Below are 19766 nucleotides of genomic sequence, written 5' to 3' on the forward strand. Positions count from 1 at the left end.
CTCAGGCCGCCACCGCGGCCGCGCGCGGCTTCACCGGCCAGTCGCGCAGCTTGCCGGGGTTCAGCAGGCCCAGCGGATCGAAGCGTCGCTTCACCGCGATCACCTCGGGCGGCAGCGGCCCGCCGGCCTTGCCATCCTCGACGATGTTCACGTGCGGGTTGTTGATGTGCACCTCGTGCTCGCGGTGGATCTGCATGATCTCCTGCAGCCGTTCCTCGGTGCTGAAGCGCACCAGCTGCAGGCCGCTGCAGGTCATCAGGCCCGCCACGTTGCGGATGAACTCCAGGTGCATCATCACCTCGCCGCCCAGCAGCTTCTCCATCTCGATGACCTGCGCCACGTGGCGCCCCGGCACGAAGCCGCTCTGCAGGTAGGTCAGGGTCGGGTCGACCTTGAGCGCGTGCAGCGTCGTGTGGTTCCAGGTGAATTCCATCAGGGTGCGGTTGCTCTTCTGCACCTCGGCCGCGGTCTTGCGGTAGCTCACGCTGCCGCCGAAGCTCTCGACCAGCTGCAGCAGCGCCGGCTCGCTGGCCTCGGCCACCAGCGACAGCACCGTGTGGCAGCCCTTGGGCAGGTGCGCCGCGAGCTGCGCCAGGTGGTCGGAGATCGGCGCCGCATAGAACGACACCTCGCGCTTCACGATGCCCGGCGCGTTCGCGAGCCGGTCGGCGAAGTTCAGCGCGCCCTCGAAATCGGAGAAGGTCACGAGCGTCTCGAGCCACGGATGCGCGGGCGCCAGCGCGACCTCGAGCTCGAGCACCAGTCCGTTGGTGCCCCACAGGTGGTGCATGCGCATCGCCTCGGCGCCGCGCAGCTCCACCACCTGGGGTTCGGGCTCGATGGTCATCGCGCGGATGCCGAGCACGTTGCCGGGCGCGCCCGGCGGCCCGTAGTTGATCGAGCCCACGCCGCCGAAGCCGCCGCCGAACAGGCCGCCGAGCGTGGCGCTGCGGTAGGTCGAGGGCACGCAGCGCATCTCCTGGCCGCTGGCCCTGGTCTGCTTCTCGAGCTCGCCCAGGCGGATGCCGGCCTGCGCGCGCGCCACGCCGGGCTGCACCCAGAGGCAGGCGTTGTAGCCGGTCATGTCGAGCACCACGCCGCCGGCCAGCGGCGTGGTCTGGCCGTAGTTGCCGGTGCCGCTGCCGCGCACGGTGATCGGCACGCCGTGGCGCGCGCAGGCGCCGACCACCGCGCGGATCTCGTCCTCGCTGCGCGGGCGCACCACCACGTCGGCATGCTTGCCTTCGAGCTGGCGCTTGAGCACCGGGCTGAACCAGGAGAAGTCCTGCGACAGCCGCACGACGCGGCCCTCGTCGGTGATCCAGTCGAGGTCGGGGAGTTCGAGCAGCAGCGGCCCGATGGAGGATTCTTGTGCGTTCATGATGGGATCAGTCCTGGGAAAGTTCGCTCGCATGCCACGAGCCCAGCGCCACCTTGGTGAGCCAGGCCATCAGCACGAAGAGCGCGACGCCGGTGAGGGAAATCAGCAGCAGCGCGGCGAACATCCTCGGGATGTTCAGCTGGAAGCCGGCCTGCAGGATCTGGTAGGCCAGTCCCGCGCCCGAGCCGCCGGTGCCGGCCACGAACTCCGCCACCACCGCGCCGATCAGCGCGAGGCCGCTGGAGATGCGCAGGCCGCCGAAGAAGTAGGGCAGCGCGCTCGGGATGCGCAGCCGCACCAGTTGCTGCCAGCGCGTGGCGCGGTTGAGCTTGAAGTAGCTCTGCAGATCGGGGTCGATGCTGCGCAGGCCCAGCGTGGTGTTGCTGATGATCGGGAACAGCGCCACCAGCGCCGCGCACACGGTCATCGCGGCCGTCGGGTTCTTGACCCAGATGATGATCAGCGGCGCCACCGCCACGATCGGCGTGACCTGCAGCAGCACCGCGTACGGAAAGAGCGCGGTCTCGATGCGCTTGCTCTGCACGAACAGGAACGAGATCAGCACGCCCGCCACCGTGGCGAGCACGAACGAGAGCACGGTGATCTTGAGCGTGACCAGCAGCGCGCTGCCCAGCGGCGCCCAGTCGGTCACCAGCGTCTGCAGCATCAGCCAGGGCGAGGGCACGAGGTAGGGCGGCAGCTCCATCGCCACCACCATCCATTGCCACAGCGCGATCAGCAGCACGCCGATCGCCAGGGGATAGAGCACGCGCTGCACGCGCGGCTGGCTCAGCAGCGGCGTGCGGCTCATCGCGCGTGCTCCTCGTCGGCATGGCTGGCGCGCAGCAGGCTGTCCTGCAGCCGCTTCGCATGGCGCGCGAACTCGGGCGTGACCATGAAGTCGGCGCTGCGCGGATAGGGTTCGTCGATCTGGAACTGCTCGACCACGCGGCCCGGCCGCGCGGCCATCATCACCACGCGGCTCGAGAAACACCGCCTCGTGGATCGAGTGCGTCACGAAGATCACCGTGAGCTTCTTCTTGCGCCAGAGCTCGAGCAGGTCGGCATCGAGCTTGTGGCGCGTGATCTCGTCGAGCGCGCCGAAGGGCTCGTCCATCAGCAGCAGGTCGGGCTGCGTGACCAGCCCGCGCGCGATCGACACCCGCATCTGCATGCCGCCCGAGAGCGCGCGCGGCAGCGCGCCCGCGAACTTCTCGAGGCCCACCAGCGCCAGCGACTCCATCACGCGCGCATCGGCCTCCTTGCGCGGCACGCCCGCCAGGTCGAGCGGCAGCCGCACGTTGGTCTGCACGCTGGCCCAGGGCATCAGCGTGGGCGACTGGAACACGAAGGACATCCGGCGCGCGCTGTCGTGCAGCTGGCTCACCGGCTTGCGCCACACCAAAAGCCGGCCGTCGCTGGGCTCGAGCATGCCCGCCACCATCTTGAGCAGCGTGCTCTTGCCGCAGCCCGAGGGACCGAGCAGCGTGACGAACTCGCCCTCGGCGATCGACAGGTCGACCGGCAGCAGCGCCTGCGTGCCGTTGGGATAGGTCTTCTCGGCCGAGAGCACTTCCACCGCGGGCACGGCAGGCACCGTCGGCGGCGCGAGGGTGTGGGGGGCGATGCGGTTCATGGCGTGGCGACGATCAGGGCAGCGCCTTGGCGTCCTTCACGAACTCGGTCGTGTAGGTCTTCGCGAGCTCGACCTTGGCCGGGTCGAGCAGCTTCGCGCTCACGAGGAAGTCGTAGCTGGCCTTGGCGCGCGCATCGGTCATCACGCCGATGCCGAGCTTGCCGGCGTCGCCGCCCGTGATCATTCCCATCTCCTTGAGCTTGGCCACGCTGTAGGCGAGCTGGTCGTCGGTCATGTTGGGGTTGTCCTTCTTGATCAGCGCGTTGGCGGGCGCGGGATCGGCGAGGTAGCTCTTCCAGCCTTCGGCCGAGGCCTTGACGAAGGCCGCCACCTGCTTGCCGCGCTCCTTCACCGTCTTCTCCATGCACGACACGGTGGTGGCATAGGCCGGGAAGCCGTGGTCGCTGAACATCAGCACCGTGCTCTTCACGCCGGCCTTCTGGATCGCGTAGGGCTCGGAGGTCAGGTAGCCCTGCTGGGCCGTGTTCTTGTCGGCCACGAAGGGCTGGATGTTGAAGGTGTAGGGCCGGGTCTGCTCGTCCTTGAGGCCGAACTTGGCCTTGAGCCACGGCCAGTAGCCGCGGTTGGCCTGCGCGCCGATCAAGAGCGTCTTGCCCTTGAGGTCCTCGAAGCCCTTCACGTCGTCGTGCGCGATCAGCACCTGCGGGTCCTTCTGGAAGAAGGCCGCCACGTTGACCACCGGCACGCCGCCCTCGCGCACCTGCATCATCTGGATGTCGCTCGAACCCATGATGCAGTCGGCCTGGCCGGCCGCCATCATCTGCGTGATGTTGACCTGCGGGCCGCCCATCTTGATGGTCACGTCGAGGCCGTGCTTCTTGTAGATGCCCTGCGCCACGGCCTGGTAGAAGCCGCCGTGCTCGGCCTGCGCGTACCAGTTGGTCATGTAGGTGAACTTGTCCTCGGCCTGCGCGGGCGCGGCGAGGAAGGCGATGGCGGCGGCGCCGGCCAGGGACAGTGCGAAGGAGCGCATGGGAGGACCTCTCTAGGGCGTGGGTGAAGAAAAAGGGGAAAGACGGGCCGATGCAAGAAGCAGGCTCAGGCCGGCGCGAAGGACTGCTGCACGAAGCCCTGCTGGTGGCCGCGCTCCCAGGTGGCTTCCTCGCGCACCACCCAGCGCAGCGCATGCAGCTCGGTCAGCGCCTGCACCCAGCTGTCGGACAGCGTGTCGAGGATCGCCTCGCCCTGTTCGCGCGTGGCGGTGGTCGGGTCGCCGATCACGCCGCTGGGGCCGAAGTCGCGCGCGGTCCAGGCGCAGGCCGGGCGGCCGTCGGCCGACAGCAGCTTGATCGGGAACGGCGGCGGGAAATTGGCCACCGCGCGCTCCATGTGCACCGTCTCGGGCGCGAGCGCGAGCATCAGCGCGGTCTCGGAATGGCCGGCATGCATCGCGAGCTTCTTCTCCTGCTCGCTGACCTGCTTGCTGGCCGCGCTCGGCAGCCGAGACACGCCGTGCGGCACCACCACGAAGTCGCCGTGGCGCAGCCGCAGTTCGCGCGCCGCCATCTCGAGCACCTGCGGCTGGCCGCCGTGGCCGTTGGCGAACAGCAGCTTGCGAAAGCCCGCGCGGTAGACCGACTCGCCGATCTCGGTCACGGTCGACAGCAGCGTGGTGCCGGTCAGCGTCATCGTGCCGGGGAAGTGAAGGTGCTCTTCCGACTTGCCGTAGGTGATGGTCGGCAGCGCGAAGGCGCGCACCTCGGCCGGCAGCTTCTCGAGCGCCTTGCCCATCACGCCCGAGCTGATCACGCTGTCGACCGAGCACGGCAGGTGCGGGCCGTGCTGCTCGATCGCGCCGCAGGGCAGCACGATGACCGTGTTCTCGCGGTCGGGCAGCGCGGCGATCTCGGTCCAGCTCAGGTAGGGCAGGAAGCGGTGGGGAGGGATGTAGCCGTGGAGCATGGGGACGGTCCTTGGAGTGGTTCTGTTCGTTGAAGAGGGCTCAGGCGCCGACGGCGCCGCCGTGCGCGCGCCAGGTCGCCGGCACCTCGCCGTGCGCGACGCGGCCCGCGCGCAGCACCACGCGCGATGCGCTGCGCGAGGGCCAGCCGAAGCGGTCGGCCGCGCCGAAGAGCACGAGGTCGGCGCTCGCGCCGACGAGCGTCGGGCGTTGCGTGGTGGCGTCGCGGCGCAGCCAGTCGGCGCGGCACAGCGCCTCCGACCAGGTCTCGAACGGCTCGTCGAGCTGCGCCACCAGCGCGGCCGTGCCCAGCGCTTCCACGGGATCGAAGCTGCCGAGCCGGCAGAACGGGTCCTGCACGTTGTCGCTCGCGAACAGCAGCGGAATGCCGCGCTCGCGCGCCTCCTTCACCAGCGTGATGCCGCGCCGGCGCGGCGTGCGGCCGGTCACGGCGTCCTGCAGCAGCAGGTTGGTGGCGGGCAGCGAGACCACCGTGATCGGCGCGCGCGCCACCGCGTCGAGCGTGGCGAGCGCCTGCGCCTCGGGCTGTTCCGCGAGCGCGCAGATGTGGCCGCAGACCACGCGGCCCTCGTAGCCGATCTCGGCCAGGATGCGCGCGGTGGCCGCCAGGCCCGCGGCCGAGGCATTGAGCTCCTCGTCCACGTGCAGGTCGATGTCGAGCTCGCAGGCCTGTGCCGAGCGCAGCAGGTTGCGCAACGCGTTCTCGCTCCAGTTGGTGGAGTGCACGAAGCCGCCGAGCAGCGCGTGCGGCCCGGTGGCCTTGACCTGCTTCGCGAGCCGCAGTGCCTGCGCCGCGTCCTCGAACAGCGGCAGCTTGATCAGGCTCACCTGCTCGAGCCGCACGCGGCCTTCCCATTCCTGCGCCAGCTCGGCCATCACGGGCCAGGCCATCGGCAGGGCATCGGGCTCCCCACCAGTCGACGTGCGTGCGCAAGTGCGTGGTGCCGCATTCCCAGGCCCATTGCAGCCCGCGCGCCGCGCGTTCGCGCACGTCGGCGGGCGTCCAGTTCACGCGGTCGGCCAGCATCGCGTCGATGGCGCCGAGCAGGCCCGGCTGCACCGCCTTCATGCGCGGCAGCGTGAAGACCTTGTCGAGGTGCGTGTGGGCATCGACGAAGCCCGGCAGCGCGAGCGTGCCGCCGAGGTCCCAGCCCCGCGGCGGGCGTCGGGGCGTCGTCCGCGGGGCGCAGCGTCTGCACGCGGCCACCCTCTATCGCGAGCCGTGCGAGCGCCGGCACGCCGTCGCGCTGCGGCCAGTCGGCCGGCAGCAGCCAGCGCGGCAGGCGCAGCCGGTCGAGCAGCACGGGCGCGCTCATGCGAAGCGCGCCATGGCGTTGCCGACCTTGGCCATGAAGCGCTGGAGCTGGGGCTCGGTCGCCACGTTCATGTGGTAGTGGGCGTGGTAGTCGACCTTGGCGCCATGGCCGGTCAGCCGTTTCATGTAGCGCGTGACGATCTTGCGCGGCGGGTCGCCCATGTACATCGCCACCCAGCGCGGCCGGCCGTAGGTGACCACGGCGCTGATGCGCTTGATGTGCGTGAGCATCGGCTTCACGTTGGCGGGGTCGCTGATGTCGAAGGCCACGCCGGGCATGAACAGCCGGTCGAAGTAGCCCTTGAGCATGGCCGGCAGGCCGAAGCACCAGGTCGGGAAGCAGAACACGATGCCCTCGGCCCACTGCAGCCGCTCGACGTAGGGCTTGAGCGGCAGCTGGTTGGCCGGCACCTCGTGGTAGCCCAGGCGCTCCTCGCGCGAGAGCACCGGATCGAAGCCCTCGGCATAGAGATCGCAGTCGTCGACCTCGTGGCCGGCCGCGCGCAGGTTCTTCAGCACCTCCTGGTGCAGGGCGGCATGGAAGCTGGTTTCGACCGGGTGGCAGTAGACGACGAGCACGCGCATGGTGTTTGACCGCTTAATCAGAGCAAGTGGTCAGGTTTAGCAAGCGACGTGCCAGCGCGGGCGCACCGGATTGGGGCCGGTGCGGTTCTGGCGGGGGAGGAGGGCGCCCGGGCGGCGCGCGCTGCTAGCTCGCGCGGATGCCGCAGCCGGCCAGCACGAAGGCCACCAGCTCGCGCGCGATCGGCTCGCGGTCGATCGGCGCGTCGGGCGGCAGGCCCAGCATCACGCGCGTCTGGATCGCGTAATCGGCGTAGCTCTGGGTCATGGCCCAGACGTGCATCAGCAGGATGCGCGCATCGAGCGGGCGCATCTGGCCGCGCGCGATCCAGCCGTTGATGATGTCGACCTTCTTCTGCGTCCAGGCGCGCGCGTTGGGCCAGTAGCGGTCGAGGTTGCGGCCGCCGTCGAGGATCTCGCGCGTGAAGATGCGCGACATCTCGGGGCTGTCGATCGCATGGTCGAGCTTCTTGCGGATGTAGTCGCCGAGCACCGTCGCCGGGTCGCTCGCGTCCTCGAACGAGAACACCACCTTCCACGCATGCAGCACCTGCATCAGCAGTTCTTCGTACAGCTCTTCCTTGCCGACGATGTAGTAGTGCAGCTGCGGCTTGGTGAGGCCGGCGCGTGCCGCGATGGCCTGGGTCGAGGTGCCCTTGAGGCCATGCAGGCTGAACTCCGCGATGGCCGCGGCGCGGATCGCCGCCATGATGCGTTCGCGGCCCGGGCGCGCGCGCGACAGCGGGCCGTCGGGCGCGGGCATTTCCTGGGCGGTCGAGACGGGAAGGGCGGCGGAATCGGCGTTCATGGCGAGGGAGTGGCGCGGCGTGCGCGCGTTGGATGGTAATGCCTGCTTCGCCACGGCCGCATGACCGCATGCCATGCCGGCATGGCCGCGCCGGCCAGCCGGGCATGGTTCATGTATCTTCTCGCCGCCTCGAAAAATTCATTCAACACAAGGAGTTCTCCATCTACCTTTCCCCCCGCTTCAGGGCCCTCGCGGCCGGTGCCGCGATGCTGGCGGCCAGCGCGCTCGCGCAGGCGCAGCAGGCGCTCCCCAACGTGGTGATCCTGGCCACCGGCGGCACCATCGCGGGCGCCGGCGCCTCGGCCGTCAACAGCGCCACCTACGCGGCCGCCAAGGTCGGTGTCGAGAAGCTGATCGCGGGCCTGCCCGAGCTCTCCAAGGTCGCCAACGTGCGCGGCGAACAGGTGTTCCAGGTCGCGTCCGAGAGCCTCACCAACGACAACCTGCTCACGCTCGCCAAGCGCGTGTCGGCGCTGTCGAAGCAGAGCGACGTCGACGGCATCGTGATCACGCACGGCACCGACACGCTCGAAGAAACCGCCTACTTCCTAACTCTGACCGTGCACACCTCCAAGCCGATCGTGGTGGTCGGCTCGATGCGCCCGGGCACCGCGCTGTCGGCCGACGGCGCGCTCAACCTGTACGACGCCGTGACGGTGGCCGGCAGCAAGGACGCCGCGGGCAAGGGCGTGCTGGTGACGATGGGCGACAACATCGACACCGGCCGCGACGTGAGCAAGAGCGTGAACATCAAGACCAGCGCCTTCTCGAGCCAGTGGGGCCCGCTGGGCATGGTGGTCGAGGGCAAGAACTACTGGTTCCGCGCGCCCGTGAAGCGCCACACCGTGAACTCGGAGTTCGACATCGACAAGATCAACGCGCTGCCGCCGGTCGAGATCGCGATGGGCTACGAGGGCGTGTCCTCGACCGCCATCGATGCGCTCGGCAAGAGCGGCATCAAGGCGCTGATCCATGGCGGCACCGGCAACGGCTCGGTCGCCGACCGCATCGTGCCGAACCTGCAGAAGGTGCGCGCCGACGGCATCGTCGTCATCCGCAGCTCGCGCGTGCCCGACGGCTTCGTGATCCGCAACGCCGAGCAGCCCGACGACAAGTACGACTGGGTGGTGGCGCACGACCTGCGCCCGCAGAAGGCGCGCATCCTCGCGATGGTCGCGCTGACCAAGACGAGCGACACCAAGGAACTGCAGCGCATCTTCTGGGAATACTGATCCCTCGATCCGCGCCGGTCTCTGGGGCCGCGCCGCTTCCGCGAGGAAGGGCGCGGCCCTTTTCTTTCGCGGCCGGTTTCAGCGCGCGAGCCGCCGCTGGCGATGCCGCGCGAACTCCAGCCCGCCCACGCACACCACCAGCCAGGCCAGCCCGGTCAGCAGGCCCGCCACCACGTCGCTCGCGAAGTGCACCTGCAGGAAGATCCGGCTGCAGGCGATGGTGACGATCGCACCCGCGCCGGCCATCGCCGCCGCCACGTGCCAGCGCGGCGGCAGCAGGCGCAGCGCGAGATAGACCAGCATGCCGTAGCTCACGATCGCGCCCGCGCTGTGGCCGCTCGGGAAGCTGTAGCTGGTCTCGTGCGCCAGGCCGTGGTCGTGCAGCGGCCGGGCGCGCGCGAAGATCTGCTTGAGGGCCGGGTTCAGCAGCACGATGCCCCCCAGCGCCATCGACCAGCCCAGCGCCAGGCCGCGATGGGAACGCAGCCACAGCAGCAGCGCCACCAGCACCGCCACCGGCGCCAAGGTGGCGAAGTCGCCGAGCCGCGTGAGCCAGCTGAACGCGAGGATCACGCCGCGCGGCATGTGCTGCGCGATCGCGTCGGTCAGTGCCTGATCGGCCAGGCCCAGCGTGCGGCCGTCGCCGAGGTTCGAGGCGATCCAGGCGAACAGGCTCGAGGCGCCGAGGATCGCCGCGAAGCCCAGCGCCAGCGCCAGCACCAGCCGCGGTTCGTCGGGCTCTTCCTCGGCCGCCAGCGCGAGCCGGCGGCGTTGCGCCATCCAGCAGGCCAGGCCGGCGATCAGCACCGAGGCCAGCAGCAGCGAGAGGAAGCCGCCCAGCGCATGGGCGCCGAGCTGCTCGGCATGCGCGACCAGGGCGGGCGGGGTGGGGAGGGGAGAGGAGGAAAGGGAGGAAGGGACGGGGACTGCCGATGACATGCGGCGCACCCTAAAGCGGCGCCGTCGTGCTGGCAAGCGAAAGCCTTACGGCGTCGGCGAGCACGAAGGCCTGGCGCTCGGCCGAATAGTCCCAGCGCTCGACCGCGCAGGCGCGCGCATCGTCGTCGCGCCGCAGCACGTTGACCGAGTTCGGATGCCCCGCGCGCACGCGCCACGACACCGCCGTGCCCGCCTGTACCGCCCACATCGGCCGCGGAAAACCGGCGAAGCATTCGTGCAGCGGCAGCACGAAGGGCAGGTGGATGTGGCCGCCGAGCACCAGGTCGGCGCCGGCCGCGGCCCAGCGCGCCACCGCGGCCTCGCCGCCGTGCAGCCGGTTGCCGATGTCCTCGCGCCGCGTCACCGCCACCGGCTGGTGCGTGACCACCACGCGCAGCTGCGACGGCGCCGCCGCCGCCAGTCGCCGGGCCACCCGCTCGACCTGCGCGCGCGACACCTCGCCGTCCTCGTGGCGCCAGCGGCGCGTGGTCTTGACGCCGATCGCCAGCCAGCCGGGCCGGTCGATCACCGGCTCGAGCTCGTCGCCGAAGGCCTCGCTGTAGCGGCCGTAGGGCGCGAAGGCGCGCGCCGCGAGCTGGAACAGCGGGATGTCGTGGTTGCCCGGGATCGCCAGCAGCGCCGGCGGCGCCAGCCGGTCGACGAAGGCGCGCGCGGCCGCGAACTGCGCGCGCGTGGCGCGCTGCGTGATGTCGCCCGACAGCACCAGCAGCTCGGGCGCGAGCTCGCGCGCCAGCCGCTCGAGCGCCGCCAGCACCGGCGGCTGCTCGGTGCCGAAGTGCGGGTCGGAAACCTGCAGCAACACACTCATTGCTTGGCGGCCTCGAGCTCGGGCGCCACGTCGGGCCGTATCAGCCACAGCGGCTCGGGCGAGACGCGGAACAGCAGCGGCATCTCGGCCCAGGCGATCTCGCCGTCGGTCGCCACCTTCACGCGCCGCGGGCCGCGGCTGCCCGCGCGGCCGATGCGCACCGTCATCGATTCGAAGGGGAAGCTCAGCACCTCGTCGGCCTCGCCGAGCCGCCCGAGCGCGCCGCGCAGCAGCAGCCCCGGCATCGACAGCAGGCCATGGGGCTTGAGCGCCACCGCCGCCAGCTGGCCCTGCTCGGGCGCGTCGGCATGCTCGATGCCGATCTGCAACAGCTGCAGCGGGTTGTTGCCGACGAACAGCGTGGGCGTGCGGATCGCGCGCTCCTGGCCGCGCCAGCCCATGCGCAGGTCGAGCGTGCGGTGGCCGCGCAGCACCGTGAGCAGGCCCGCGCCGAGCGCGATCAGGCGGTTGCGCCCGTAGCGCGACTTGTAGTGCTCGCGCTCCTCGAGCAGCTGGGCGTACAGCCCGAGGCTGGCGTTGACCAGGAAGGCGCGGTCGTTGAGCAGTCCGACCTGCACCGGCCGCGGCGTTTGGGTCAGCAGCACCTCGAGTGCCTGCGCGGTGTCGCGCGGGATGCCGTGGGCGCGGCTGAAGTAGTTGAAGGTGCCCTGCGGCAGCACGCCGAAGGCGCAGCCGCTGCCCAGCGTGGCCTGGGCCACGGCGTTGATGGTGCCGTCGCCGCCCGCGGCCACCACCACGCCGCCGGCGGCCCGCGCGCGCTCCACCGCCTCGCGCGCCAGCGCGCGCAGGCTGCCGGGGCCGTCGTCGGCGCTGCCGCGGTCGACCGTGAAGATGCGCAGCCGGCGGTCGGCCGCGGCGCAGCCTTCCTCGATGACCTGGCGGGCCTGGACGGCGTCCTCGCTGCCGGAGGCGGCATTGAGCACGATGAAGAGCGGGGTGTTCGGGCCGGTCTCGGGCGCTGGCATGGGGCGTGGGGGCTGGGGCTCGTGGGAGGGATTGGACAGGCAGGCCGGGTGAAAAAGCGCCGGCCGCGCGACCCTCGGAAGACGATGGGCAGCGCAGACCCTGGTTTGTCGCATGGCCCGCGCCACGTCCGTGGCAGGCGCCTTCCCGACCCGCTGTGGGAGAGTTGCCCTCCGCCCGTAAAATCGCGGGCTTTCGCGGCGCACCGCCGCGCTTTCGTCCAACGCCCGGCCGCGCCGGCCGGCACCCTTCATGTTGACCTTCCAGCAAATCATTCTCAAATTGCAGTCGTACTGGGCCGACAAGGGCTGCGCGCTGCTGCAACCGTACGACATGGAAGTGGGCGCGGGCACCTCGCACACCGCCACCTTCCTGCGCGCGCTCGGCCCCGAGCCCTGGAAGGCCGCCTACGTGCAGCCCAGCCGCCGCCCCAAGGACGGCCGCTACGGCGAGAACCCGAACCGCCTGCAGCACTACTACCAGTACCAGGTCGTGCTCAAGCCCGCGCCCGCGAACATCCTCGAGCTCTACCTCGGCAGCCTCGAGGCGCTGGGCTTCGACCTCAAGAAGAACGACATCCGCTTCGTCGAGGACGACTGGGAGAACCCCACGCTCGGCGCCTGGGGCCTGGGCTGGGAGGTCTGGCTCAACGGCATGGAGGTGACGCAGTTCACCTACTTCCAGCAGGTCGGCGGCATCGACTGCAAGCCGATCACCGGCGAGATCACCTACGGCCTCGAGCGCCTCGCGATGTACCTGCAGGGCGTGGACAACGTCTACAACCTCGTGTGGACCGAGGGCCTGAGCTACGGCGACGTCTACAAGCAGAACGAAGTCGAGCAGTCGACCTACAACTTCGAGCATTCCGATGCCGAGTTCCTGTTCACCGCCTTCGCCGCGCACGAGAAGCAGGCCAAGCACCTGATGGCCGAGCAGCTCGCGCTGCCGGCCTACGAGCAGGTGCTCAAGGCCGCGCACAGCTTCAACCTGCTCGACGCGCGCGGCGCGATCAGCGTGACCGAACGCGCGGCCTACATCGGCCGCATCCGCAACCTCGCGCGCAGCGTGGCGCAGAGCTACTACGACAGCCGGGAACGGCTGGGCTTCCCGATGGCACCGCGCGAATGGGTCGCGCAGATCGCACCGAAGAAGGCCGCCTGAGCGATGACGACCCCCATGAACAAGACCTCCCTGCTGGTTGAACTGTTTGTCGAAGAACTGCCGCCGAAGGCGCTGAAGAAGCTCGGCGAGGCCTTCGCGGGCGTGCTGCGCGATCAGCTCGTGGCCCAGGGCCTGGCCGAGGCCGGCTCGGTGCTCACGCCCTTCGCCTCGCCGCGCCGCCTGGCCGCGCACCTCACGCACGTGGCCGAGCGCGCCGCCGACAAGGCCGTCTCGCAGAAGCTGATGCCCGTGGCCGTGGGGCTCGATGCCTCGGGCCAGCCCACGCCCGCGCTGCTCAAGCGCCTGGGTGCGCTCGGCGCCGACGCCTCGGCCGTGCCCGGCCTCAAGCGCGCCATGGACGGCAAGGCCGAAGCCCTGTTCTACGAGAGCACCGCCAAGGGCGCCACGCTGGCCGAAGGCCTGCAGAAGGCACTGGCCGAAGCCATCGCCAAGCTGCCGATCCCCAAGGTCATGAGCTACCAGCTCGAGAGCGGCTGCGAGCTGCCGGGCTGGAGCAGCGTGAGCTTCGTGCGCCCCGCGCATGGCCTGGTCGCGCTGCACGGCGATGCCGTGGTGGCGATCGAGGCGCTGGGCCTGCAGGCCGGCCGCGAAACCCATGGCCACCGCTTCGAAGCCGCGGTCGACCCGGTGGTGCTGCGCAACGCCGACAGCTATGCGCTGCAGCTGCACGACGAGGGCGCGGTGATCGCGAGCTTCGAGGCGCGCCGCGCCGAGATCGCGCGCCAGCTTGCCGCGGCCGCGGTCCAGGTCGGTGGCGGCTCGGTGCCGATCCACGACGACGCGCTGCTCGACGAGGTCACGGCGCTGGTCGAACGGCCCAACGTGCTGGTCTGCAGCTTCGAGCGCGAGTTCCTCGAGGTGCCGCAGGAATGCCTGATCCTCACGATGAAGGCGAACCAGAAGTACTTCCCGCTGCTCGATGCCTCGAGCAGGCTCACCAACCGGTTCCTGGTCGTCAGCAACATCAGCCCCGCCGACGCCAGTGCCGTCATCGGCGGCAACGAGCGCGTGGTGCGCCCGCGCCTGGCCGACGCCAAGTTCTTCTTCGACCAGGACCGCAAGAAGACGCTGGCCTCGCGCGTCGCGTCGCTGGGCAAGGTGGTCTATCACAACAAGCTCGGCACCCAGGGCGAGCGCGTGGAGCGCGTGATGCGCATCGCGCGCGCCATCGCCGACAAGCTCGGCCATGCCGAGGTCGCGCGCCAGGCCGTGCAGGCCGCCCAGCTGGCCAAGGCCGACCTCGTGACCGACATGGTCGGCGAGTTCCCCGAGCTGCAGGGCACCATGGGCCGCTACTACGCGCTGCACGACGGCCTCGACGCGGCCGTGGCCGACGCCATCGAGGACCACTACAAGCCGCGCTTCGCGGGCGACGAGCTGCCGCGCAACAGCGTGGGCGTGGTGGTCGCGCTGGCCGACAAGCTCGAGACCCTGGTCGGCATGTTCGGCATCGGCAACCTGCCCACCGGCGACCGCGATCCGTTCGCGCTGCGCCGCCATGCGCTCGGCACCCTGCGCATGCTGATCGAGAAGAACCTGCCGCTGGACCTCGACGCGCTGCTGGCCGAGGCCGCCGCGCAGTTCCAGGACATCGCGGGCTTCGATGCCTCCAAGGCCACCGTCGAGCTGCAGGACTTCATCCTCGACCGGCTCGCCGGCAGCCTGCGCGAGCAGGGCGCCAGCGCGCAGGAAGTCGACGCCGTGCTGGCCCCGCGCCCGCAGCGCCTGGGCCAGGTGCCCCAGCTGCTCGCGGCCGTGCGCGCCTTCGCCGTGCTGCCCGCCGCCGCCGCTCTGGCCGCGGCCAACAAGCGCATCGGCAACATCCTCAAGAAGGCCCCCGAGGCCGACGCCCACGTCAGCGAGCTGCTGCTGCAGGAGCCCGCCGAGAAGGCGCTGCACGCCGCCATGGCGCAGGTGGTGCCCGCCGCCAACGCCCAGTTCGACGCGGGCGACTACACCGGTTCGCTGCAGACCCTGGCCGCGCTGCGCGAGCCGGTCGATGCCTTCTTCACCGACGTGATGGTCAATGCCGAGCAGGCCGACCTGCGGCTCAACCGGCTGGGGCTGCTGATGTCGCTGCATGCCGCGATGAACCGCGTGGCGCAGCTCGAGCGGCTGGCTGTCTGAAGACCGTCGCTCGATAATCGATCGCGCATGAACCGGCAACAGCAACTGGATCAGTTCTCCCTCGCCCTGCACCAGCGGGCGGTGGCGGCGCTGCGCCAGAAGCCCGCGTTGCGCGAGCAGGCCCGCCGCACCCTCGAACGCTGGCGCCAGCAGTCGGGCCCCACGCGCTCCGACGTGCTGTGGGACGAGTGGGAGCGTCTTCTCGCCGGCGATGTCGGCGTGCTCGAAGATGCCGTGCTCGTCGAGTCCGAGCATGGACAGCTAATGCGCAGCGTGTCTCCGCTCGGCGGTCTCGTCTCGCAGGTCGAACGAATGGCATTGCTCAAGCAGGCGCGCGAGCAGGCCGCGACCCCATGAAGCTCGAAGAACTGCAGCACGTGTTGCGCGCTTCCGCGGCGATCTCGAAAGAAAGTTCTTTTGTGGTCGTCGGCAGTCAGGCCGTGCTGCTGCTGCTCGATCAACCGCCCGAGTCGCTGCTGGTGTCGCGCGAAATCGATCTCTATCCCGCACTGCATCCGGAACGCGCCGACCTGATCGACGGGGCGATCGGCATGCACTCGAGCTTTCACGAGACCTTCGGTTATTTCGCCGACGGTGTCGGGCCCGAGACCGCCGTCATGCCCGGCGACTGGATGAGTCGCGCCAGCCTGCACTACGTCGGCGAGATCACGGCCATCTGCCCGGAACTGCACGACCTGGTCGTTTCCAAGTGCGTGGCCGGTCGAGAGAAGGACGTCGATTTCGTTCGCGAGCTGTTGAAGCAGGACCTGGTATCGCTCGACACGCTGGTGCAGCGCATCGGCATGCTGGACGCGGCGAAGTACCCGCTGCCGCATCTGGTCGCCTGGGTGAAGCGGCGCAAGCTGGAGTCGGAAGGAACACCTCCATGAAACTCGTGATCCTCGACCGCAACGGCACGATCAACGTGCACCGCGAAGACTTCGTGAAGAGCGACACCGAGTGGACGCCGCTGCCCGGTGCGCTCGAGGCCGTGGCGCGGCTCAACCATGCGGGCTGGCACGTGGTGATCGCTTCGAACCAGTCGGGCCTGGGGCGCGGCCTGTTCGACATGGCCTCGCTCAATGCGATGCACGCCAAGATGCACAAGATGCTCGCGGCCGTGGGCGGGCGCGTCGATGCGGTGTTCTATTGCCCGCACAGCCCCGACGAGGACTGCGAATGCCGCAAGCCCAAGCCGGGCCTGTTCCAGCAGATCGGCGACCGCTTCGGCATCGACCTGGCCGGCGTGCCCACCGCGGGGGACAGCCTGCGCGACCTGCAGGCCGGCGCGGCCGCCGGCTGCGAACCGCACCTGCTGCTGACCGGCATGGGCGCGGCCTGCCGCGGCTTCGATCCGCTGCCTCCCGAATATCCGGCGGACACGAGGGTGCACGAAGACCTCGCCGCTTTCGTCGACTTTTTGCTCGCGCGCGAGGCGCGGGCCGAATCCATGCAGGTGGCTCTTTGATGGCGTTGCTCCGTTCCGTTCTCCACGCGCTGTGGATGTTCGTCACCGTCGTCCCCTGGGCGATCATCATGCTGGTGTGCTCGATCTGGATGCGCGGCATACCGCTGTACTGGATGGCGGCGCGCTGGCTCTCCTGGGCCGTCGGCAGCGGCGCGCGTGCGCTGCTGGGCATCCGGCTGCGCGTGAGCGGCATGGAGAACCTGCCGGCCGACAAGCTCGCCGGCGCGATCCTGCTGGTCAAGCACCAGTCCACGCTCGAGACCTTCCTGATGCCCACGCTGATGCCGCATCCGCTGGCCTACGTGTTCAAGAAGGAACTGCTCTACGTGCCCTTCTTCGGCTGGGCCATGGGCCGGCTCGACATGATCCACATCGACCGCAGCCAGCGCGCCCAGGCCTTCAACAAGGTGGTGAGCCAGGGTCGCAAGCTGCTCGCGCAGGGCATCTGGATCATCATGTTCCCCGAGGGCACGCGCATTCCGCGCGGCCAGAAGGGCACCTACAAGAGCGGCGGCACGCGCCTGGCCTGCGAGACCGGCGTGCCCGTGATCCCGATCGCCGTGACCTCGGCGAAGGTCTGGCCGCGCAAGGCCTTCATCAAGCGCTCCGGCGTGGTCGACGTGTCGATCGGCGTGCCGATCTCGAGCGCGGGCCGCAAGCCCGACGAGTTGATGCGCGAGGTCGAGGCCTGGATCGAGGCCGAGATGCATCGCCTCGATCCCGAGGCGTACCGCGATGCCGATGCCACCGGTGGCGTGGCCGGCGGCGCCGCGGTCGAGAAGGTGGGTTGAGGGCGCGCGCGTCTTCGGCGGCCGTCCCTTCCTTGTCGTCCATCATCGTGAATCACGCATGCGGGAGCTGATGCAGCTGGCGCTGGACCTGTTCGGCGATGGCGCCGCGGCTGCGCCGCCGCCCGCCGTGTCGCGCGCCCGCAAGAGCCCGGGACCTGCGCGGCCGCGCGCGCGTCAGCTTGGCAGCCTCGTGCCCGATGCGCTGCCCTTCGCGGAGCCGCCGGTGGTGGCCGTGCCCACCACCCCGGTGCCGCTGGTCGAGGACACGCGTCCGGCCGTGCCGCTGGCCGACACCCTGACGCCCGCGAGCTTCGTGCATCCGCAGGCCTCGCGCGAGCTGATGCTGGGCGCGGCGCGCGTCGCCTACGAATTCAAGCGCGGCAAGCGCCGCACCATCGGCTTCGTCGTCGGCGCCGAAGGCCTGTCGGTGCGCGCGCCGCGCTGGGTCGCGCTGCGCGATGTCGATGCCGCCGTTCGCGAGAAGAGCGATTGGATCCTGCGCAAGCTCGCCGAGACGCAACAGCGCCACGCGCGCGTCGAGGCCACGCGCATCGACTGGAAGGACGGCGCGGGCTTTCCCTTCCTCGGCGAACCGGTGGTGGTGCGGCTCGATCCGAAGCATGGCTTCGAGGGCGTGGGCGGGGCGCTCGATGCGGGCGATGGCACGGGTCCGCGGCTGCTGCGGCTGGCCGTGGCGCAGAACGCCGAGCCGTCGCAGATTCGCGATGCGGCGCAGGCCTGGCTGATGCGGCAGGCGCGCAAGCTGTTCATCGAGCGGCTCGATCACTTCGCGCCGCTGCTGGGAGTGCGGTGGGCGAAGCTGTCGTTGTCGAATGCGGCGACGCGGTGGGGGAGTGCGAGTGCGGATGGGTCGATTCGGCTGAACTGGCGGTTGATCCACTTTCGGTTGTCGGTGATCGACTATGTGGTGGCGCATGAGTTGGCGCATCTGCGGGTGATGGATCACTCGCATCGGTTCTGGGAGACCGTTGAGAGCGTCGTGCCTGACTACGATGTGTTGAGGCGGCAGTTGAAGGATGAGGCTGTGCCTCGGTGGGGGTGAGCTTTGTTTAGGCCGTTGGCCGGGTCTCGCCCCGGCGGGCGAGTCACTTTCTTTTGCTTCGCCAAAAGAAAGTAACGGCGGTTTCAAAGACCAAGTGCAACACTTCAAATTCAGAGGAGTTGCATGGCGAATACCTATCAGCAGTTGAGTGCGGAAGAGCGTGGAGTGGTGATGGCCATGAAAGTGCAGGGCTACAGCGCTCGATCCATTGCCGCAGTGCTGGGCAGGTCGCCGAGCACCATCACTCGAGAGCTGCGCCGCAATGGTTACCAGAACGAGTCCGAGCAGTGTGTGATGGGCCGGCCGCGAGTCGCTGGAGGCTACGACGCGAGCCGAGCTGGCCAGCGAGCGCGGCGGGTGCGTCGTGCGGCCTGGCCAGTACGCAAGCTGCACCGAGATGGTGTCTTGTGGTCCGAAGTCAGGACCCTGCTGGAGCTCAAGCTTTCGCCCGAGCAGATCGCTGCCAAACTCAGGCAACGCCATCCCGGACAGCCAGAATTGCAAGCCTCTCACGAGACCATCTACACCGCCATCTATGCAATGCCCAAAGGCGACCTGCGTCGCGAACTGGTGGTATTGCTGCGCCAGGGACGAGGGGCCCGCAAACCGAGAACCCGGGGCGAGGACAGGCGCGGATCGTTGCAGGACATTGTGAGCATCCACGTGCGCCCGCCGAAGCCAACGACCGCCTTCTGCCGGGGCATTGGGAAGGCGACCTCATCAAGGGCAAGGCAAATGCCTCGGCCGTGGGCACGCTGGTATGCCGCAGATCGTTGTTCGCCATGCTGGTCAAACTCGATGGCAGCACCGCACTGGACGCGCTCAATGGCTTCACGCTGGCCTTCTCGGCATTGCCCCCGGAAATACGCCAGACGCTGACCTACGACCAAGGCAAGGAAATGGCGCTGCACAAGAAGCTCGCCGAAAACACGGGCTTGAAGATCTACTTCTGCGACCCGCACAGTCCATGGCAGCGAGGCATCAACGAACACACCAACGGTTTGCTGCGGCAATACCTGCCCAAGGGCACCGACTTGAGCGTGTACTCCCAGCGGGAGCTCGACGGCATGGCTTGGGAACTCAACATGAGGCCTCGCAAGACACTCGGCTGGCGCAGTCCTGCCGAGGTGTTCTTCGACAACGTTTATATGGACAAAGCAGGCCTTGTCCCGACCGTTGCACTTGGTCTTTGAAACCGCCAACCAAAGAAAAGGCGACCCACTGTCTGCGACCCCTTCGCTGCGCTACGGGGCAACCTGCGGTGCTCGCGTTTCGCGGGGTCTCGCAGAACTCGCTTCGCTCAGACAGCTGCGAGCCCTGATCCGCGAAACGCTGCGCTCCTCGGCGCAGCCAGAGGGGGTGGGTCGGGCCTTTGCTTCGCTCGGCCTTGCAATGCGGTTCGGGCCATCGCTTTGCTCGGCCTGGCAATTTCGCTCGGGCCATCGCTTCGCTCGGCCTTGTGTTTGTCTTGTCCCCTCTCCCTCTGG

General features: G+C 69.4%; 17 protein-coding genes and 3 pseudogenes. 9 read left to right on the forward strand and 11 right to left on the reverse strand.

What is annotated here, in order from left to right; translation table 11 throughout:
• Position 1 precedes the first annotated feature (1 nt).
• The 8 genes and pseudogenes from ACHMXE_RS14665 to ACHMXE_RS14700 form a co-directional block, all read right to left on the reverse strand.
• On the reverse strand, positions 2-1381 hold the full coding sequence (locus ACHMXE_RS14665) for an FAD-binding oxidoreductase (RefSeq protein ID WP_395349904.1): 1380 nt from the start codon (positions 1379-1381) through the stop codon (positions 2-4).
• A gap of 7 nt (positions 1382-1388) precedes the next feature.
• Positions 1389-2192: an ABC transporter permease gene (locus ACHMXE_RS14670; RefSeq protein WP_203203051.1), complete on the reverse strand. Its 804-nt coding sequence runs from the start codon at positions 2190-2192 to the stop codon at positions 1389-1391.
• Positions 2189-3017: pseudogene (locus ACHMXE_RS14675) on the reverse strand (ABC transporter ATP-binding protein). The gene ACHMXE_RS14670 and the pseudogene ACHMXE_RS14675 overlap by 4 nt, the downstream one beginning before the upstream one ends.
• A gap of 13 nt (positions 3018-3030) precedes the next feature.
• The gene (locus ACHMXE_RS14680; protein WP_395349906.1) at positions 3031-4011 is read right to left on the reverse strand and encodes an ABC transporter substrate-binding protein; all 981 of its coding nucleotides are present in this window, start codon (positions 4009-4011) and stop codon (positions 3031-3033) included.
• Positions 4012-4076: 65 nt separating this feature from the next.
• A complete protein-coding gene (locus ACHMXE_RS14685) occupies positions 4077-4940 on the reverse strand; it encodes a creatininase family protein (protein ID WP_093348298.1) in 864 nt (287 codons plus the stop codon).
• A gap of 40 nt (positions 4941-4980) precedes the next feature.
• A pseudogene (locus tag ACHMXE_RS14690) lies at positions 4981-6275 on the reverse strand (amidohydrolase family protein).
• Positions 6272-6859 carry an NAD(P)H-dependent oxidoreductase gene (locus tag ACHMXE_RS14695; RefSeq protein ID WP_395349907.1) on the reverse strand — a complete coding sequence of 196 codons (588 nt, stop codon included), beginning with the start codon at positions 6857-6859 and terminating at the stop codon, positions 6272-6274. Before ACHMXE_RS14695 ends, ACHMXE_RS14690 begins: the two are co-directional and overlap by 4 nt.
• A gap of 124 nt (positions 6860-6983) precedes the next feature.
• Positions 6984-7664 carry a TetR/AcrR family transcriptional regulator gene (locus ACHMXE_RS14700; protein WP_177239444.1) on the reverse strand — a complete coding sequence of 227 codons (681 nt, stop codon included), beginning with the start codon at positions 7662-7664 and terminating at the stop codon, positions 6984-6986.
• Between the two features lie 206 nt (positions 7665-7870).
• Here ACHMXE_RS14700 and ACHMXE_RS14705 point away from each other — a divergent pair, with 206 nt between their 5' ends.
• Positions 7871-8896, forward strand: a complete 1026-nt coding sequence (locus tag ACHMXE_RS14705; protein ID WP_395349909.1) for an asparaginase — start codon at positions 7871-7873, stop codon at positions 8894-8896.
• A 78-nt stretch (positions 8897-8974) separates the two neighbouring features.
• Here ACHMXE_RS14705 and ACHMXE_RS14710 read toward each other — a convergent pair whose 3' ends face one another.
• From ACHMXE_RS14710 to ACHMXE_RS14720, 3 genes are read right to left on the reverse strand one after another with little or no spacing between them, the layout of a single operon-like run.
• Positions 8975-9835 (reverse strand): phosphatase PAP2 family protein, encoded by an 861-nt coding sequence (locus ACHMXE_RS14710; RefSeq protein ID WP_203203044.1) that lies wholly within the window; start codon positions 9833-9835, stop codon positions 8975-8977.
• 10 nt (positions 9836-9845) lie between these two features.
• Positions 9846-10664, reverse strand: a complete 819-nt coding sequence (locus ACHMXE_RS14715) for a metallophosphoesterase family protein (RefSeq protein WP_395349910.1) — start codon at positions 10662-10664, stop codon at positions 9846-9848.
• Positions 10661-11650, reverse strand: coding sequence for a diacylglycerol kinase family protein (locus ACHMXE_RS14720; protein WP_203203042.1), 990 nt, complete (start codon positions 11648-11650; stop codon positions 10661-10663). Before ACHMXE_RS14720 ends, ACHMXE_RS14715 begins: the two co-directional genes overlap by 4 nt.
• Positions 11651-11900: 250 nt before the next feature.
• Between ACHMXE_RS14720 and glyQ the strand changes: the two genes are divergently transcribed.
• The 8 genes and pseudogenes from glyQ (at position 11901) to ACHMXE_RS14760 (ending at position 19472) form a co-directional block, all read left to right on the forward strand.
• Positions 11901-12809, forward strand: coding sequence for a glycine--tRNA ligase subunit alpha (glyQ, locus tag ACHMXE_RS14725; protein WP_203203041.1), 909 nt, complete (start codon positions 11901-11903; stop codon positions 12807-12809).
• Positions 12810-12824: 15 nt separating this feature from the next.
• Complete coding sequence (gene glyS / locus ACHMXE_RS14730) at positions 12825-14957, forward strand: glycine--tRNA ligase subunit beta (protein WP_395349911.1); 2133 nt, start codon at positions 12825-12827, stop codon at positions 14955-14957.
• Positions 14958-14984: 27 nt separating this feature from the next.
• Positions 14985-15314 (forward strand): hypothetical protein, encoded by a 330-nt coding sequence (locus tag ACHMXE_RS14735; protein WP_395349912.1) that lies wholly within the window; start codon positions 14985-14987, stop codon positions 15312-15314.
• Positions 15311-15847, forward strand: a complete 537-nt coding sequence (locus ACHMXE_RS14740) for a DUF6036 family nucleotidyltransferase (RefSeq protein ID WP_395349913.1) — start codon at positions 15311-15313, stop codon at positions 15845-15847. The genes ACHMXE_RS14735 and ACHMXE_RS14740 overlap by 4 nt, the downstream gene beginning before the upstream one ends.
• Positions 15844-16425 carry a D-glycero-beta-D-manno-heptose 1,7-bisphosphate 7-phosphatase gene (gene gmhB / locus ACHMXE_RS14745; RefSeq protein ID WP_172705816.1) on the forward strand — a complete coding sequence of 194 codons (582 nt, stop codon included), beginning with the start codon at positions 15844-15846 and terminating at the stop codon, positions 16423-16425. The genes ACHMXE_RS14740 and gmhB overlap by 4 nt, the downstream gene beginning before the upstream one ends.
• Positions 16425-17216 (forward strand): 1-acyl-sn-glycerol-3-phosphate acyltransferase, encoded by a 792-nt coding sequence (locus ACHMXE_RS14750; RefSeq protein WP_057596586.1) that lies wholly within the window; start codon positions 16425-16427, stop codon positions 17214-17216. Before gmhB ends, ACHMXE_RS14750 begins: the two co-directional genes overlap by 1 nt.
• A 58-nt stretch (positions 17217-17274) precedes the next feature.
• A complete protein-coding gene (locus ACHMXE_RS14755; protein ID WP_395349916.1) occupies positions 17275-18279 on the forward strand; it encodes a M48 family metallopeptidase in 1005 nt (334 codons plus the stop codon).
• 123 nt (positions 18280-18402) lie between these two features.
• Positions 18403-19472, forward strand: a pseudogene (locus ACHMXE_RS14760) (IS30 family transposase).
• Positions 19473-19766 lie beyond the last annotated feature (294 nt).

The sequence above is a fragment of the Variovorax sp. UC122_21 genome (assembly GCF_044056785.1).
GTDB lineage: Bacteria > Pseudomonadota > Gammaproteobacteria > Burkholderiales > Burkholderiaceae_C > Variovorax.